Genomic DNA, 15,802 nt, shown 5'->3' with positions numbered 1-15,802 from the left:
GTATTTTTTGTTTTTATTACTATTATATTCAATAGGAGCGGACTTTTAGTCAACTCTTAAAACCAATAACAATTCCAATGTCTTTAGGCAAAACTTAAAAAGCTGCTTAATCTCCGAAATCTGCATAAGAATAATTTGTTTAAGATTTTTCGCAGATCTTGCGGATTACGCAGATTGGTAATGGAAAAGCAAATCTAAACCTTATAGGTTTGGGAACTCTGCACCATACTATTTTAAGAACAATATATTCTCTGATACGGCTATATTCATAAAGTCTTTAATACTGATCCACAATACTGAAACTTTGATAATTTAATGAGGTATTGAAAAAAGATTTAATAAAAAAATGAACATGCAAAAATGGAAACCAGAAATTAGTATTTTTACACTAAGTAATCAATTTACAAACAAATGACTTTCGGACAACAGTTATTATTCTTCTTTAGTGCAATAGGAGCTTTCAATGGGCTACTGTTAGGAATTTATTTATTGTTTGTGAAAAAACAGAAAGATCTGTCTCATTTGTTTTTAGGTGTGCTTTTGCTTATGTTGAGTATTAGAATCGGAAAATCGGTTTTTATATATTTTGATCGTGATCTTCCGAAAATCTACCTGCAAATAGGTTTGTCAGCATGTCTTCTGATAGGTCCGGCCTTATATTATTATATCCGCTCATTGGAAAGTCGAGACAAATCTGATCTACAGAGTTGGAAATATGTATTCGGAATCCTTACAGGAATAATCATTATAGGCGGGTATTTTATTTCTTATGCTGAGTATCCCTATTTATGGAACCATTATATAGTACAGCTCATCTATATTGAGTGGGCATTATTCATTATATGGGCAGGATATGAGTATGTAAAATATATTAAAAATAAACAATGGGCATCTCAAACACATGTCTCTTCTATATATTTCAGTAATGTAATTATTTTTCTTGCCTATTTATTTTTTTTAATAGGCTGGGTAAAAGGTGCATATATTGCAGGAAGTATTACTTTTTCATTTTTATTGTATCTCAATTTTTTATTCTTTTTCAACAGGAAGAATGAAGTTATATCGAAAAATGGAAAAGTAAATAAATATGCTAATAAAAAAATTCCAGAAGCTCAGGCAGACAGTTCTGTTTCAAAACTGGAGAATTTAATGAAAACCGAAGAGCTTTATAAGAATCCTGATCTAAAACTGAGTGATCTGGCGGTTAAAATGAATATCTCATCCCACCAACTTTCACAGCTGCTAAACGATAACCTGGGGAAGAACTTTTCTATATATATTAACGAGTATAGGATCAATGAAGCTTGTGAAAGAATATTAAATGGCACTCATCTTAAAATAGAAGAGATAGGGTATGAAGTTGGGTTCAATTCCAAATCTACTTTTTTCACTACTTTCAAAAAAATAAAAAATACAACCCCTCTCCTTTACCGTGAGGCTTTTCAGGACAATGAGGAGATTCGTTGTAAACTATCATAATGCTATATTCCGGTTTCCAATAAGTTTTATTTTATAATTCTGTACTTCTTAATTTCAATTTCAGAACCTTTTTTCTATAATTCTCTTATACTTTTGGCTTCATAAAATTTAAGCTTATGAGGGTAGTAAGCCTGTCCAAAATTTAAATTTTCATCAATCATTTAAACTCTTCTCTAAAGCCTAATATCTGGATATTTCTTTGGGAAGAAAGTATAATTTCATACCCAATTCAGAATTTCAAGATCATTAAAAGAAGCTGAAAATGATATATGTGACAATATTTGAATAGAATTTAAACAAACTATAAAAATGAAAAAACAAAACCTGATTTTCGTATTAACTCTTTTTTGTTTTATGAATGTTTATTCACAAAACGATTCTCAAGCCCTCATCAAAGAAACGATAGAAATGTACTTTGACGGCTGGAAGAAAGGAGACACCCTGAAGGTGGGAAAAGCAATGCACAGCACATGCAAACTTAAAAATGTAAAAGAAGATAAAGTAGTTGTCTTTGACAGAAAAACCTACTTAAGTGGATTTAAGCCTAAAGCCACTGTCGAAAACATAGAGTCTAAAATATTGAACCTTGATGTCACCGGAAATATAGCTGCTGCAAAATGTGAGATAAAAACAGCAAAATATATTTTCATAGATTACTTTAATCTCATGTATACAGAAGGCAGATGGTACATTGTTGACAAAATTTCGACCAGAAAAGAAATATCAAAAGAAAAGTAGAAACTATAGACTTATTCCAAGATATTAAACCTTATAGGCTTCAAAACCCTATAAGGTTTGAATTCTCCAGATTTATTTCAGCCTATCCAACAAATTAGCCCTATAGCTCTCCCCGATTGGAATCTCCATTTCAGGCAGGATTACTTTTTTAGCTCCAATACTTTTGACCTTGTCCAGATTAACGATAAAGGATTTATGAATTCTTACAAAGCTTTCAGAAAGCTGATTTTCCATAGATTTAAGCGTATCCAGCACAATATATTCTTCTCCGGCGGTTCGAATATTCACATAGTCTTTGATGCTTTCAATATAAAGGATTTCATTAAAGTTGATGCGATGCTGCTGCCCTGATGATTTAACGAAGAAATGAGCATCTTCTTCCTGGAAAGAAAACCGTTCCTGAGCCTTCATTGCACTTTTCAGAAATCGTTCAAAGGAGACAGGTTTCAGAAGATAATCAACAATATTATGCTCATATCCTTCCAGTGCATATTCTGAATAGGCCGTTGTTAAGATATATTTTTGTTTGGCACCTACAATTTTCATGAAATTGATTCCTGTAAGCTCCGGCATCTGAATGTCCAGAAAGATAAGATCTGAATCATTATTCTGAATATATTCTAGCGCTTCAATAGGGTTTTCTGTAGAGAAGACCAACTCAAGAAAAGGAATTTTCTGTACATACTGTTCAAGAAGTGAAATAGCCAGAGGTTCGTCATCAACGATGATACATTTTATTTTATTCATCCCGCAAATCAATTTTTAAATCTACAACAAATTCTGTTTCCGAATCTTTGATGCTTAGCTCATGTTTTGGATATAATATTTCCAGTCTTTTTTTCACATTCTGAATCCCAATCCCAGAACCGGAGTCTTTCATTTTATCTTTTTTAAAGTTCAAAAGGTAAAAATGCAGTACTTTATTCTGATCGGAGATATTCAGTTCAAATCCTTTACCACGAAGATCACCATGTTTAAAGGCATTTTCAACGAATGGTACCAGCAACATGGGTGAAATATTCAAATGAGAATACTGAAGATCTTTTTCTACAAGAATAAGCTCCGGATTCCTGAGTCTCAGCTTTTCCAGTTCAATCAAACTGTCTATATATCCAATTTCCTTATCCAGAGAAATGAAATCTTCTTCAAGGTCTTTTGTACTGTATCTCAATAGCTGTCCGAGCTCTTCTATAGCAGGCAATGCCTTTTCTGATTTCTGATATACCAATGAATAAATATTATTTAATGTATTGAAGATAAAATGAGGATTAATCTGGGTTTTTAAGGCTTTCAGTTCTGCATTTTTCTTTTCTTCTACCAGCTGAAGCCTTTCTGCATCGAGAGAAGAGTATATTTTAAATAAACAGAAAACCGTACTGATGAAAATAGAGGTCACACTATTATAAATATTATCGAAAAAATAATAGCCAAACTCTGTTCCTTCAGGATAGTTCCGGATCCCGAAAAAGAGGGGAAGAAAGACCTCTTCTGTAAAATAGCGAATCACAACAAAGCAGGTTACACTAATAGAAAAACCAACAATAGCCTTATACAATTTCTTGATATCAAAAAACCTAGGAACAATAAAAAAGTAATTGAAATAGAAACACACAAAACTGGTCAGAAGATAAGTTAGTTTAAATGCAATATATCCTTTCTTATACACAAAAGCAGGAACAATGATTGTTCCTACTAAAAACATAGCCCAATAAAAGACATGCAGAAAAAGCAATTGTTTTTTTTTCATAGCACAAAAATAATTGATCCACCCAATCAAAAGCTCAATTTTCGATAAACCGGGTCATTTTATCGATGAAAATAAGTTCACAGGTTAAATTTTCTCCTTTATCTAAAGGCCATTTCAAGGAAAAAGCATTGCTAATACCTTTGCTTCAGAAAAATAACAAAAACAAAACCTGATCCTCAAATGAAACAGCATATTCTTCTTATCACCGCTTTATTAAGTACGTTTGCTGCAGGGCAAACGAAAGATTCTGCCAACCAGGTAAAAACGATTGAAACGGTAACCGTAAACGGCAAAAAAGCTTTAGTTGAACGTAAGGTAGACCGTCTTGTTTATAATATTCAAAATTCTATGCTATCAAACGGAAGCAGCGGAATTGAAGCACTGGCAAGTACCCCCCTGCTTAAAATAGATGAAGACAAAGGGATTATTTCAATTGTCGGAAAAAATGGTGTTTCAGTGATGGTAAATGACAGAATGCTTAATCTTTCAGGAACAGAACTTACTAATTATCTGAAGAATCTCCGTTCTGAAAATATCCTGAAGATTGAGGTAATCACTACTCCACCGGCAAAATATGATGCTCAGGGAAATAGCGGAATCATCAACATTGTATTAAAAAAGAATGTAGATCTTGGCTGGAGCGGCTATTTAAATACTTATTATACCCAAAGAACGTATGGCAGCTTTGGAGGGGCAACAGGAATCAATTATCAGAATAAAAAAGTAAAAGCCATTCTAAAGTTTCAGGGATTTGATACGGCAAAACGTTCTGTAGAAAACTTTCAGATCGTGGGGAAAGAATCAGTATTCAGTAGAGACGAAAGAAGAGATATGTATAAAGGACTTGGACTTAATGCCAATGTTGATTATTCTCTTTCTGATAAATCTACAATAGGATTCATCTATGATATTACCAAAGGTGATATTGATATGGATATCTATTCAACACAAAATTATTTCAGCGGAAATACTCCAACGTTATTTACAGAAACGGATTCTAAACACCGTTCTGCTTTTACCACACAAATGTTGAATACTTATTTCGATCATAAATTTGGCGATCATAAATTGAGCCTTGGGTATAATTATTATGGAAATGTGCCCGATACTCAGGTCAACTTTATCACCACAGATCTTTCTGATCTGTCTAAAGAAACGGTTCGAAATATGTCTGCTGTGGATTATAAAATTTCATCTGCACAGGCAGATCTTACCTTAAATTTCAAAAAAACACAGGTGGAAACCGGAGCAAAATACAGCCAATTTTCCAACAATTCAGACATTCAATATTTTGATCTTAAAAATGATCATTATGAAATTGATCCGGGTAAAACCAATCAGTTTGAATATGATGAAAAAAATTATGCTGCCTATATAAGTACCAGTAAAGATTTTGGGGAAAAATGGTCAGCTAAGGCAGGCCTCCGCTATGAATATGTTCAGACCAGGAGCATCTCTCCTACTGCACAATCCCAGACTGAAAACAACTATGGAAAGTTCTTTCCTTCTGCATATCTGTCTTATAAAGCCAATAGCAGCAATCAGTTCAGTATTAACTACTCCAGAAGGATTAACCGTCCGAATTTCCATTCCTTAAATCCTTTCAGATGGTATTCCAATCCGCGCAGCTATTCTACGGGAAACCCCGAGTTACAGCCTTCTTTCAATGACAATATTGAGCTTAATTATATTTTTAAAAATAAGTTTTCTGCCAACGTATATTATCAAAGAACAACCAATAATTTTGGACAGATTTTGTTTCTGGATCAGGAAGCTGTAACCAGCAGCTATTATAATTATTACAATCAGGATACTTATGGTATTAACTTCAACTATACTGATACGTTTTTTAAATTCTGGGAAAGCAATATCTCTACTTCTTTCAGTTATAATGAAACGCAGATTACAAAGTTCAACCTTATCCCAAAGAGCGGACAATCATTTTATTACTCTTTGAAAAATACTTTTCAGCTTAATAAGGCTAAAACATTCTTCTTATTCGTCAATTATTGGGAAACATTACCATCCAGAGAGGGAAATACCTATCAAAAAAACATGGGTAGCCTGGATGCCGGAGTGAAAATGAGCTTTATGGAAAAAGCTTTACAGGTTAATCTTTCTGTAACTGATATCTTTAAACAAGGCAGATTCATAGGAGATGCTTATTATGCTGATAACACCCAGTCATTTAATAATTATTGGGATGCCAGAAGACTGAATGTAAGTGTGACTTATAATTTTGGAAATCAGAAAGTAAAATCCAATACCAGAGCTGTTAATTTTGAAGAGAAACAAAGAGCCCAGTAATCAAAAAATAATACCGGATATAATAAAAGCCTCACAAAGATTGTGAGGCTTTTATTCTTGAAATATTAGACTTAAAATTCAATAGGAGCAGACTTTGGTCCGCTTTCATAATCAATAACAATCCCAATGGCTTTTTTAGATATCTCTCGTCTAAATCTTATAGGTTTTAAAAACCTATGAGATTAACTTGATAAAAAGATTATTTAATATCTACTTTTTGTTCCGGTTTATTCTTTTCCGGATTTTTAGGCAACGTTACCGTTAAAATACCATTTTCATAAAGTGCCAAAACCTGATCATCAAAAACTTTATCTGTTAATTGGAAGCGACGCTCAAAAGAACTTTCATAAAATTCCTGATAAATTAATTTAGAGTCTGGATCTTTTTCTTCATGGGTATAGGATATTGTAAGAACCTGATTCTTAATGGCTATTTTAAAAGATTCTTTATGTAAACCGGCTGCATAAAGCTGTACTGTAAAATTATTTTCATTTTCAGTAATATTTACAGGTTTATAGTTATTGATCTTTTTATCGAACATTTCTTTAAAAGGGTCATTCCCTCCCATAAAATGTTCTTTAAATTTCTTTCCAAAGCCGCTTCTTTCAAATGCATTGCATTGACCTTGTTTTCCAAATGGATTGTGTGTATGGTTGTGTTGTGTATACATAATTTTAATTATTTGATTAGGTGTTGTTATGATTAATTATTGAATTGGGATAATAGCTAAATCCTCTTTTCTCATATGTGAATAGGCTGTTTTTTGCTGTTTTTGAAAGGTATTTGAATAAGGAAGAAACTCCATTGTCTCTTTTCCATATGCGATTTGTTTTTCATGTCTTTTTCCCATCATTTTTGCTACAAACATTCCGATTCCTGTTAATACCAATCCCGCAAGCAATAGTTTAAAAACTATGGATAAGATTAACACTGCTACACCTACTACTATTGTAATTCCTAGTAATCTCGGCAGGATAAATTTTATTTTATTGTTCATTTTTGTTACTTATTAAATGTTAATTTCTTCTGATGTAAGATGAAGTAAATCCGAATTTACTTTTTCATTTTCAATTGTTTAAGCGCTAAAACCTCTTACATGGTACAAGACGATAATCAATTTAATTTTACTTTATTCTTTTTTATTTTTTTTAATAACAAAATATTTTTTCAATCATTAATAGTCGATGGGCAGACTCTTTTTTAAATAAAATATCAACTATAAATTAGACCTATTGTAACAAAATTCTTTTTTGGGCGTCTAACCAGATAGTAGTAAAAAACATTATGAAAAAAACTCTATTCGCCATATCGCTGGTAAGTTCTATACTTACTTTTGCCCAGGAAAAAGGCAATAATAGCAACAAAGAAAAACAAATTGACGGCATTGTTATCACTAAAACTAAAAAAGCCGTTGAACAAAAAGCAGACCGTACTGTTTTTGATTTTTCTGAACAACCTCAGCTAAATAACGGGAATGTTCTTGAAGGAATTAAAAAGCTTCCGGGGCTTGTTGCTACAGATATTGCAGGAATGATGTATCAAGGAAAAATGCTGGAAGTATATCTTAACGGAAGGCCTCTCAACATCACGTCCAATGAATTGAATTCTTTTCTTGAAAGCATGCCGGCCAATTCTGTAGAGAGAATTGAAGTTGTTACGCAGCCCGGAGCAGAGTTTCCTGCTACATCAGGAGGGGCTGTAATGAATATTATTACGAATAAAAACGCCAATAAATACTTAAGCGCCACGTATTCCGGAAATTACACCTTCACCAATTACGATAAATACAGAAGCAGAACCACAAACTCTGTGAATTTAAATGCAAGAAATAAATATTTCGGATGGCAGCTTAATGTGGGACAGAATTATCGTGAAAGTATGATGAATACAAAGCAGGATGACTTATTGAACGGTAATACGGATCGATTTGCCCGTACTTATTTTGCCAAGGCAGGAGTAACTTTTGACCTTGGACAGGACAGATTATTACTGAACTACGATATTTATCACAATAACAATGATAATTATACTTTAAGTGATGGTATAGGTGACAGAACCCGGGATGAGAACTCACCTAATAAGGTTTATATAAGGGACTATACTTTCGGATCTTCAGATGTAGCCAGAACCAATACGGTAAGACAGGAAGCTGTAGTAACCTATCAGAAACGCTTTTCTGATAAATCTCAGAAATTAGATTTCCAATTTGGTTATACAAAGGCCTACACTAAATTTGGACAGGATAATATATTCTTTAACAAGACTTATGAAAATCCTATAGAACCTCTTCCAACAACGAACCTGGGAAATGTGTTAAGTAATAATTCTGATATGAGAATTGCTAACTTTAAGGTTGATTATTCTCAACCCATCAAGCTTCTTGATGGAGGAAAAGTAAGCGCCGGAGGATTATATGAAAAACAAAATTATGACACAGAAAGCCTTGGGCTTACCAATCTAGAATACCAGAGACAGACAGCCTCTACCTACCTGGAGTTTCAGGCAAAATTGAAAAAGTTTGATTTCACTTTGGGATCACGTTTTGAAAACTATGACATTTCAGGAATCACCAGATATTTTGATAAAGATGGAAAACTTGTTCAGGATGATTTGCTTCCATTTAATAAGTTTAAATTCTTTCCGAATGCCAGCATACAGTATAGCCTGATGAACCAAGTATATGTGGCTGCGAATTACAACAAAAAGATCAGCTTACCAAGTATTTCTGCCCTAAACCCCAATAATACCACATTTGGAGGCCCGAATACTCAAATTACAGGTAATGCCAATCTTCAGCCGACCATTTTTGACAACTATGAGTTGAAAATTTCTGCTTTTGATTATGCCTTCATTGGATATAGCGTAAGCTCAGCCAGCAACCAGGTGGCACAGATCATTAAAAAAGAAGGAAAAAACCTTTACAATCAGCAGGTTAATATCTCTAATATGAAAATTCATAATTTCAATATTGGTCTTCCTGTGCCGTTTCAGATTTTTACCAAGTCCATAGGTGAGATTATGAAGTCGAACTTCAATCCTGACAAAATGAATTTCATGTACATTTATGCAGGATATCAGAAGCATGAGATTGATAACCTCAACAATAAAGGATTCTGGATTTTTAACCTGATGACCCAGCTGATCCTTCCAAAAGATATTAAGCTTACAGCAAATTACAGCTATCTGACGCCAAAAGCAGGGTATTTTTACTTCACTGCGGAAAAACCATTTAGCAATAACTTAGATATTACCCTGACGAAAAAGTTTATGAACAATCGTCTCACAGTGTCGGTTTTTGCGAATGATATTTTCAATGGCCAGATCATGCAGGTACGTTCCAATCCACCATTAGGAGAAAGTGTAATGCTTAGAACGAAATATGATTCAAGAAACTTTGGAATTTCCATTAATTATAAGATTCCAACAAGAAATAAACTGGCAAAAGAGGATCCAAATATCCTGAACCAAACCAAGAAAGACGATAACGGTGGAGTTATGCAGCAGGGACAGCAATAGATTTAAATGATATAATAACCGAAAATGAGGCCGTAATAGTATTACTGCCTCATTTTTTATTTATATTGATTTATATATATCACGCAGGTTTAGCTGATACCGCAGATTCTTTCTTTTAAAGAATAAAGCTGCTGCATAAGATCTGCGAAATCTGTGTGATCCGCGAGAAATAAAAACCATCCGCTTAGCAGGTTAAAAATCTAAAGTCTGAAACCTCCAGTTCAGTGTATCAATTAATGTTAACTGATTCAGATTTACAGGAAGATCTGTGATGAGTTTCAAAGTCTGAAGCGCCATTATGCTGCCTACAATTCCCGGTAGAGCGCCTAAAACACCTAGGCTGTCGCAATCCGGCATCTCTTCATCAAAAGGAGGTTCAGGAAAGATATCCCGTAAGTTTTTACTTCCCTGATGATTAAATACGGCTACCTGACCAGTAAAGCTTAAAATACTTCCATACACCAATGTTTTCCCTAATGTTACACAGGTATCATTCACCAGATATCTTGTTGAGAAATTGTCTGAACCATCTACCATAATATCGTATTGGGAAAGGATTTCTAAAGCATTAGATGCAGTAATCTTTTCTTCTATAGGAACTACTTTTACCTGATAATTAAGATGGGTTACAAATTTTTCAGCACTTTTCACCTTCAACTCCCCTACTCTGTCTTCATTATGAATAACCTGACGGTTCAGATTATGAAGTTCCACATGATCGAAATCGGCGATGCCCAGAGTTCCTATACCTGCTGCTGCCAGATATTGAATCACAGGGCTTCCCAATCCTCCGGCACCTATGACAAGAACTTTTGAAGCCATGATTTTCTTTTGTCCTTCCAGTCCTATTTCTTCAATAAAGATCTGACGGCTGTATCTTTTAAAAATATCTTCGCTTTGCATAGTAAACATTTATTCTTGAAACTTAAACACCACTATAAACAGAATCCCAATCTTTCATCACCGGATCATACCCTGATTTTTTAATCATATTTTTAATTTCTTCCATACTTCTTTCGTCGCTGGTTTCAAATTGCTCCAAAGATTCCTGATCTACTGCATATCCCCCAGGATTTGTTTTTGAACCTGCACTCATAGTTGTTGCCCCCAGTGAAACAATATGATTTCTAAAGGTTTCGTTTTCTCTCGTAGATACAGATATTTCAAGATCTTCATTCCATATTCTGTAGGCACAGATCAGCTGCAGCAAGTCTTTATCTTCCATTATAAAGTTAGGTTCAATAATTCCTTCTGCTGGTCTAAGCCTTGGAAATGATACTGAAAACTTACTTTTCCAGTATTGTTTCTGCAGGTAATCAATGTGAAGAGCATTGAAAAAACTGTCTACACGCCAATCTTCCAGTCCAAGTAAAACACCGAGTCCCATTTTATGAATTCCAGCCCTTCCAATTCTGTCAGGAGTATCTAAGCGAAAATGGAAATTGGATTTTTTACCTTTCGGGTGATATTCTTTATAGACTTCCTGATGATAAGTTTCCTGATATACCAACACCGAATGAACTCCCTCTTCATGAAGAAGTTTATACTCTTCCTCTTCTAAGGGCTGTACTTCAATGGAAATATTGGAAAAATGAGGTCTCAGTAAACGAACTGCATTCTGAAAATAAGGGACTCCCACTATTTTATTAGCTTCTCCGCTTACCAAAAGAACATGATTAACCCCCATAGACTTCAGCACTGAAGTTTCTATTATCAATTCTGTATCGGAAAGTGTTTTTCGCCTCAAATTATTATCCAGGCTGAATCCACAGTAAGTACAGATATTCTGGCATTCATTGCTGAGATATAATGGCGCGTATAATTGAATGGTCTTTCCGAAACGTTTCTGGGTAAGCGTTCTCGTCATATTAGCCATGAGTTCAAGCTCCTGTGAAGCTACCGGCGAAAGCAGATTCAAAAAATCATCCAGTGTCCTGTTTCTTTTCTGAAGACTATTTCGGACCTCGGAAATGGTTACTTTTTCAAGTCTGGTTTTTACCTCATCCCATTGGTGTAGTTCGAAAACCTCCTTAAAACTATTCATGATTCTGATTTTTATTCAAACAAAAATGAAGTCAATGGACTTGATGCTTCAGCATGATTCGCTATAGCTCCCAATCCTGATTCAAAGGCTCTTCTTCCGGCAATGACTCCTTCTTTAAAGGCCACAGCCATATTTAAAGGGTTTCGTGCTACTGCAATGGCTGTATTCACCAAAACAGCATCTGCTCCCATCTCCATTGCTTTTGCCGCATCAGACGGTGCTCCAATTCCTGCATCTACAACAACAGGAACATTGCTTTGGCTGATGATAATTTCTAAGAAATCCAATGTTCTCAATCCTTTATTCGTTCCAATAGGTGCTCCTAAAGGCATTACAACTGCTGTTCCTGCATCTTCAAGACGTTTGCATAAAACCGGATCAGCATGGATGTAAGGCATCACGACAAATCCTAATTTTGCCAGTTCTTCTGTTGCATATAGTGTTTCAATGGGGTCTGGCAATAAATATTTCGGATCAGGATGAATTTCAAGCTTTATCCAGTTAGTTTCTAAAGCTTCTCTGGCTAACTGTGCTGCTAAAACCGCTTCTTTTGCTGTTCTGGCTCCTGAAGTATTGGGCAAAAGATGAACATTTGTGCTTTTTAAGGAATCTAATAGGTCATCTTCTGTCGACTGTGCATCAATTCTCTTTAAAGCCATCGTTACCATATTGGATTCTGAAGCTACCACAGAGGCTGCCATATCTTCAAGGCTTCCGAACTTTCCTGTTCCTAAAAACAATCTGGATTCAAAGGTTCTGCCTGCAATTATTAATTTTTGATTATGCATAGGTAATTATTTATTTTTTTTCGAAGTTACTGCCTGAGCCTTGTCAAGGTTTAAAACCTTGACAAGACTTTTTAACTCATTAATAATAGACGGCTGGTTGGTAATCCACCCAGAAACCGCTGCTCCGTAAATTCCGATCTGCTGTAAAGACTGAATATCTTCAGGACCAACTCCTCCAATCGCAAATATTTTTGGAATAGCAACTGACTTTTCATTAAGCTGATTTACAATTTCCTGATAGCCTTCAAATCCAAGAACAGGACTGAGTTTTTCTTTTGTAAAAGTGAATCTTAATGGTCCCAAACCAATATAATCACACGATTCCTTCATTCTTTGAAGAACATCTGAAATCGTATTGGCTGTTCCACCGATGATCTTATTTTCACCTAAAATACTTCTTGCTTCTTCAATGGAACCATCACTTAATCCTAAGTGAACTCCATCAGCATCTATTGTTTTTGCCAATTGAACATGATCATTAATAATACACATTGACTGATATTCTGAGCAAAGCTGTTTTGAAATTTCACAAAGATTTATTAATTCATTTTCAGGAGCATTTTTCCAACGGATCTGCACCCATTTTATCCCATTATCCAAGGCTTTACGGATATTCAGCTCTTGTTCATATTTTGTATTTCCTTGTGAGATGTATTGTAATTTTTCCATATTGACTAGGAATGTATTCCCAATAGAAAGAGGGATTACTTTTAAAAAAATTTCTATATCTAATTTCTCATTTCTACAGACTGTTTCTTTTTGTAAATTCTCTTTATAAAATCACAAAAGAATGTTCTTTCTGCATTTTTTAAAAACATGTAAAGGTTCATTACTCTCCCAAATAGCTCCTAACAAAGCCACACCATCTACTCCAAGATCAAAAACTTCCTGAATATGACTGGAATCAATTCCACCTAAGGCAATCAGTTTTACATGTGGATTATTCCTTTGAATCAAACTTTCAATTACTGTTGAATCAACTCCATACCCTTTTTTGGAAATACTTGGAAAGAATGGGCTTATGAAGGCATATTCCCATTCTTTTTCTAAAGCATTATAAGTGGTAATCTCATGAACAGAGGTTGAAATTGTATTGCCATTCATCAAAGATTTATACTTCCCTTCCTTTCGAACTTCTTCTCTAAAGTGAAGTCTGGAAATCCCGTAATCTTTTCCAAGGTCATAATGACTGTGGAGTACCAGCCTAGGATAGAATGAAGTATCAATACTATTGATAAATTCAGTCATTTTTCCCCGGCTGATCCATGGTTTTCTGATATGAAGGAAATCCAGTCCATCATGAAACATCTGATTGATGATTTCTGACTCGTTAGGAACTATGATTTCAGGAGTGATGACGAGAATCATATATAAATTTCCTTTCCGTTTTCAATAAACTCCTGCGATTTGTCAAACATTCCTTTCTCTGCAGACTCACGGATTTCCTGAGTAATTTTCATAGAGCAGAATTTCGGCCCGCACATAGAACAGAAATGGGCAATTTTGGCTCCATCAGCAGGAAGTGTTTCGTCATGGTAAGCTCTGGCGGTATCCGGATCTAATGAAAGATTGAACTGGTCTTCCCATCTGAATTCAAATCTCGCTTTACTTAATGCATTATCCCTGTATTGTGCTCCGGGATGCCCTTTTGCCAGGTCTGCTGCGTGGGCTGCCAGTTTGTACGTTATGACTCCTACTTTTACATCATCTTTATTCGGAAGACCTAAATGTTCCTTCGGTGTTACATAACAAAGCATTGCACATCCGAACCATCCGATCATTGCGGCCCCAATTCCTGAAGTAATATGGTCATAACCCGGTGCAATATCTGTAGTTAAGGGCCCTAAGGTATAGAAAGGTGCTTCTTCACATACTTCCAATTGCTTTTCCATATTTTCTTTGATCATATGCATCGGAACGTGACCCGGTCCTTCAATCATCACCTGTACATTGTGCCTCCAAGCAATTTTAGTCAGTTCACCTAAGGTTTCCAGTTCTGCAAACTGAGCCGCATCATTGGCATCAGCAATAGAACCCGGACGTAAACCATCTCCTAAAGAGAAAGCCACATCATACTTCTTCATGATCTCGCAAATCTCATCAAAATGAGTATATAAAAAGTTTTCTTTATGATGATAAAGACACCATTTAGCCATAATAGACCCTCCTCTGGAAACAATTCCTGTTACTCTGTTTGCTGTAAGGTGAATATATCTCAATAAAACGCCAGCATGAATGGTAAAGTAAGAGACTCCTTGTTCGGCCTGCTCAATCAAGCTATCTTTAAAAACTTCCCATGTTAAATCTTCCGGTACTCCTTTTACCTTTTCAAGCGCTTGATAAATCGGAACGGTACCAATAGGAACCGGGCTATTTCTGATGATCCATTCTCTGGTTTCATGAATATTTTTTCCCGTAGAAAGATCCATAATGGTATCTGCACCCCATCGACAAGCCCAAACAGCTTTCTCCACTTCTTCATCAATACTTGATGAAACTGCACTGTTTCCTATATTGGCATTGATTTTTACCAAAAAGTTTCGCCCTATAATCATGGGCTCACTTTCCGGGTGATTGATATTATTCGGGATAATCGCTCTCCCGGCAGCAATTTCATCTCTTACAAACTCCGGGGTAATTTTGCTTTTGGGAGTATTGGCACCAAAACTGTTTCCAATATGCTGGCAAGCCATTTCTTTAGGGACCGTTTCAAGCTGTTCTATCCTTTGATTTTCTCTGATCGCCACATATTCCATTTCAGGAGTAATGATTCCCTGTTTTGCATAATAAAGCTGGGTAAGTTCCTTTCCTTCCTGTGCTACTTTAGGTTTGTGATCGTAGGAAAAACGCAATTCATCAAGTTTAGGATCTGCCAGACGGGCTTTCCCATATTCTGACGTAATTCCTTCCAGAACATTGACATCTTCTCTATCCAGAATCCATTGCTCTCTGATTCTTGGAAGTCCTTTCTGAATATCAATGGATGCATTTTCATCCGTGTAAGGACCGGAAGTATCATAAATGGTTACCGGAGCATTTTCTTCAAAATTTCCGTTGTTAAGCTTTGTAGGGCTAAGCTGTATTTCACGCATTGCTACGCTGATAGGATGAATTTTTCCTTCAACATACATTTTCTTTGAGTTCGGAAATGGCGAACATGTAATGGAGTGAGCCATAAATATT

Annotated in this window: 14 protein-coding genes; 4 read left to right on the top strand and 10 right to left on the bottom strand. The window is 35.3% G+C overall.

Annotated elements, in window-relative coordinates:
• The first annotated feature begins 411 nt into the window (after positions 1 to 411).
• Positions 412 to 1,479, top strand: coding sequence for a helix-turn-helix domain-containing protein (locus DRF65_RS06370; protein WP_115969879.1), 1,068 nt, complete (start codon positions 412 to 414; stop codon positions 1,477 to 1,479).
• A gap of 309 nt (positions 1,480 to 1,788) precedes the next feature.
• Positions 1,789 to 2,217 (top strand): nuclear transport factor 2 family protein, encoded by a 429-nt coding sequence (locus DRF65_RS06365; protein ID WP_115969877.1) that lies wholly within the window; start codon positions 1,789 to 1,791, stop codon positions 2,215 to 2,217.
• 72 nt (positions 2,218 to 2,289) lie between these two features.
• Here the strand turns inward: DRF65_RS06365 and DRF65_RS06360 are convergent, their stop codons facing one another.
• Together DRF65_RS06360 and DRF65_RS06355 are read right to left on the bottom strand one after the other, a co-directional pair.
• Positions 2,290 to 2,964 carry a LytR/AlgR family response regulator transcription factor gene (locus tag DRF65_RS06360; protein ID WP_115969875.1) on the bottom strand — a complete coding sequence of 225 codons (675 nt, stop codon included), beginning with the start codon at positions 2,962 to 2,964 and terminating at the stop codon, positions 2,290 to 2,292.
• Positions 2,957 to 3,964, bottom strand: coding sequence for a sensor histidine kinase (locus DRF65_RS06355; protein ID WP_115969873.1), 1,008 nt, complete (start codon positions 3,962 to 3,964; stop codon positions 2,957 to 2,959). Before DRF65_RS06355 ends, DRF65_RS06360 begins: the two co-directional genes overlap by 8 nt.
• A gap of 180 nt (positions 3,965 to 4,144) precedes the next feature.
• On the opposite strand from DRF65_RS06355, the gene DRF65_RS06350 reads away from it, so the two are divergent.
• On the top strand, positions 4,145 to 6,271 hold the full coding sequence (locus DRF65_RS06350) for an outer membrane beta-barrel family protein (RefSeq protein ID WP_115969871.1): 2,127 nt from the start codon (positions 4,145 to 4,147) through the stop codon (positions 6,269 to 6,271).
• Between the two features lie 199 nt (positions 6,272 to 6,470).
• Here the strand turns inward: DRF65_RS06350 and DRF65_RS06345 are convergent, their stop codons facing one another.
• Entirely contained in the window at positions 6,471 to 6,941 is a 471-nt protein-coding gene (locus DRF65_RS06345; RefSeq protein WP_115969869.1) for an Hsp20/alpha crystallin family protein, read from the bottom strand.
• Between the two features lie 36 nt (positions 6,942 to 6,977).
• A complete protein-coding gene (locus DRF65_RS06340; RefSeq protein ID WP_115969867.1) occupies positions 6,978 to 7,268 on the bottom strand; it encodes a hypothetical protein in 291 nt (96 codons plus the stop codon).
• 287 nt (positions 7,269 to 7,555) lie between these two features.
• Here DRF65_RS06340 and DRF65_RS06335 point away from each other — a divergent pair, with 287 nt between their 5' ends.
• Positions 7,556 to 9,787 (top strand): outer membrane beta-barrel protein, encoded by a 2,232-nt coding sequence (locus tag DRF65_RS06335; RefSeq protein ID WP_115969865.1) that lies wholly within the window; start codon positions 7,556 to 7,558, stop codon positions 9,785 to 9,787.
• Positions 9,788 to 9,979: 192 nt separating this feature from the next.
• Here DRF65_RS06335 and DRF65_RS06330 read toward each other — a convergent pair whose 3' ends face one another.
• The 6 genes from DRF65_RS06330 to thiC form a co-directional block, all read right to left on the bottom strand.
• Positions 9,980 to 10,690 carry a HesA/MoeB/ThiF family protein gene (locus DRF65_RS06330; protein ID WP_115970024.1) on the bottom strand — a complete coding sequence of 237 codons (711 nt, stop codon included), beginning with the start codon at positions 10,688 to 10,690 and terminating at the stop codon, positions 9,980 to 9,982.
• 22 nt (positions 10,691 to 10,712) lie between these two features.
• A complete protein-coding gene (gene thiH / locus DRF65_RS06325) occupies positions 10,713 to 11,831 on the bottom strand; it encodes a 2-iminoacetate synthase ThiH (protein ID WP_115969863.1) in 1,119 nt (372 codons plus the stop codon).
• An 11-nt stretch (positions 11,832 to 11,842) separates the two neighbouring features.
• Positions 11,843 to 12,619 (bottom strand): thiazole synthase, encoded by a 777-nt coding sequence (locus DRF65_RS06320; RefSeq protein WP_115969861.1) that lies wholly within the window; start codon positions 12,617 to 12,619, stop codon positions 11,843 to 11,845.
• A 6-nt stretch (positions 12,620 to 12,625) separates the two neighbouring features.
• The gene (locus DRF65_RS06315; RefSeq protein WP_115969859.1) at positions 12,626 to 13,288 is read right to left on the bottom strand and encodes a thiamine phosphate synthase; all 663 of its coding nucleotides are present in this window, start codon (positions 13,286 to 13,288) and stop codon (positions 12,626 to 12,628) included.
• Positions 13,289 to 13,399: 111 nt separating this feature from the next.
• A complete protein-coding gene (locus DRF65_RS06310; RefSeq protein ID WP_115969857.1) occupies positions 13,400 to 13,987 on the bottom strand; it encodes a thiamine phosphate synthase in 588 nt (195 codons plus the stop codon).
• Positions 13,984 to 15,795, bottom strand: coding sequence for a phosphomethylpyrimidine synthase ThiC (gene thiC / locus DRF65_RS06305; protein ID WP_115969855.1), 1,812 nt, complete (start codon positions 15,793 to 15,795; stop codon positions 13,984 to 13,986). The genes DRF65_RS06310 and thiC overlap by 4 nt, the downstream gene beginning before the upstream one ends.
• Between the last annotated feature and the right edge of the window lie 7 nt (positions 15,796 to 15,802).

It is taken from the genome of Chryseobacterium pennae, assembly GCF_003385515.1.
Classification (GTDB): Bacteria; Bacteroidota; Bacteroidia; order Flavobacteriales; family Weeksellaceae; genus Chryseobacterium; species Chryseobacterium pennae.
The sequence above is the reverse complement of the archived record's forward strand: the minus strand, read 5'-3'. Positions and strand labels throughout refer to the sequence as shown.